Here is a 1,919-nt window from a genome sequence, read left to right on the forward strand (position 1 = left end):
ATTTGTTTTTTGCTATTGCTAGATTCATTACAACTAGTCAGCTAAGGATCTTTGAAGAGGCTGTTGTGGAGGTTCTTTGCGAAATAGATCCAGCTCTGGACCCCTAAATCCCCCAAACTTGGGGGACTTTCTATCCTTCTCCCCCCAGAGTTGGGGGGCTGGGGGGGCAAAACCAAGAACTCGAACGTAAAAAAATAACTTTTCAGATGTCCTCTTATAACTAAATGTCAATATACCAATAATTTTCTCTTACCTGTTACCTGTTACCTCTTCTGAAGTAAATTTGTAGTTTAATGTTAGATCGGGAGATAATTAATCAATAAAAGCATCAAGAAAAAAAGAAAAATATGAACTGAATAAATAGTATAAATAAATATTTATCTATCACAAAAAGCCTTAAAAACCTGGTTATAAGTAAAGACAGAAAATTAATTATACACATTTATTTTCTTAATGTGCGTTTCTGATTTTCCTATCGCTATTCCCCAGTCTCCATAAATTTTTGATTGCAGTTCGACAAGATTTACAAGATTTTTTTACTACTTTTTATTTAACAAGATGTTTAATAAGACCCCATTTTATCTTTTTGCTACTTACATCGTAACTTTTGGTAATAGTATTGTTCTGTCTTCTGCTTCGGCTCAAATTACTACTGACGGCAGTACCAATACTAATTTAACTCCGACAGATACAGGAGTACAGATAGACGATGGAGATCGCGCGGGCGGGAATTTATTTCATAGTTTTGGGGAGTTTTCTGTGCCAAATGGAAGTGAGGCTTTCTTTAACAATGCGTCGGACATAGTTAACATTTTTTCTCGCGTTACAGGGGGCAATATCTCTAATATCAATGGATTGATTCGGGCTAATGGTACGGCTAATTTATTTTTAATCAATCCTGCTGGTATTTTGTTTGGTGAGGGTGCTAGTCTGCAAATTGGTGGTTCTTTTTATGGCAGCACCGCAGACAGTATTCTATTTCCTGATGGAGAATTTAGCGCGACAAATTTAGATAATCCTCCCTTAATTACGATTAATGCCCCCATTGGTTTGGGTTTTCGTGATAATCCTGAGCCAATAGTAAATCGTTCATTTGTGCGAAATGACGCGGGTGATTTTGTGGGTTTGTCAGTTCAACCAGGAAACACCCTGGGTTTAGTGGGTGGGAATATTAACTTTGAAGCTGGTGAAGCTACCGCACCAGGAGGAAATATCTTTTTAGGTAGTCTATCAGAAGCAGGAGAAGTTGGTATTAATGATGATGGTAGTTTGAGTTTTCCTGAAGATGTAGAAAGAGCCGATATCAACCTAACTAATGCTGCCGATGTAGATGTTAGGGGTACTGGTGGAGGAAGTATCACCGTTAACGCTCGCAATCTAAGTCTTACAGCAGGAGAATCTAGTAGAAGTTTCTTAAGAGCGGGAATAACTGCCGATTCAACTTCTCCTAATGCTACTGCTGGAGATATTAGTGTTAACGTTACTGAGAATCTAACTCTGGATGATAGCAGTATTGGCAATCGAGTTGCTCCTTTCGGTGTGGGCAATTCAGGGAATATAAATATTGTGACTGATTCACTCTTTGCAACCAATGGAGCGCAAGTTTCTGCTAGTACTAATGGTATTGGGAATGCGGGTTCGGTGGAGATTATTGCCAGCGATACCATTAATATTAATCGTGACAATTCAGATACTCCTACTGGTGTTTTCAGTCGAGTTAATTCAGATGGAGAAGGAAATGCAGGGGGTGTCACCATCTCTACTGCCAATCTCAATCTCACCAATGGAGCGCAAGTTTCTGCTAGTACTAATGGTATTGGGAATGCGGGTTCGGTGGAGATTATTGCCAGCGATACCATTAATCTTGATGGTGACAATCCAGATACTGTTACTGGTGTTTTCAGTCAAGTTAATTCAAA

1 protein-coding gene is annotated in these 1,919 nt (G+C 39.0%); it reads left to right on the forward strand.

The annotated features are described in order from the left end of the window. Positions 1-558 precede the first annotated feature (558 nt). Positions 559-1,919 (forward strand): filamentous hemagglutinin N-terminal domain-containing protein (locus H1P_RS29120; RefSeq protein WP_144874336.1); only part of this gene is annotated, 1,361 nt, incomplete at its 3' end.

The sequence above is a fragment of the Hyella patelloides LEGE 07179 genome, assembly GCF_900659865.1.
In the GTDB taxonomy this organism is placed as follows: Bacteria; Cyanobacteriota; Cyanobacteriia; order Cyanobacteriales; family Xenococcaceae; genus Hyella; species Hyella patelloides.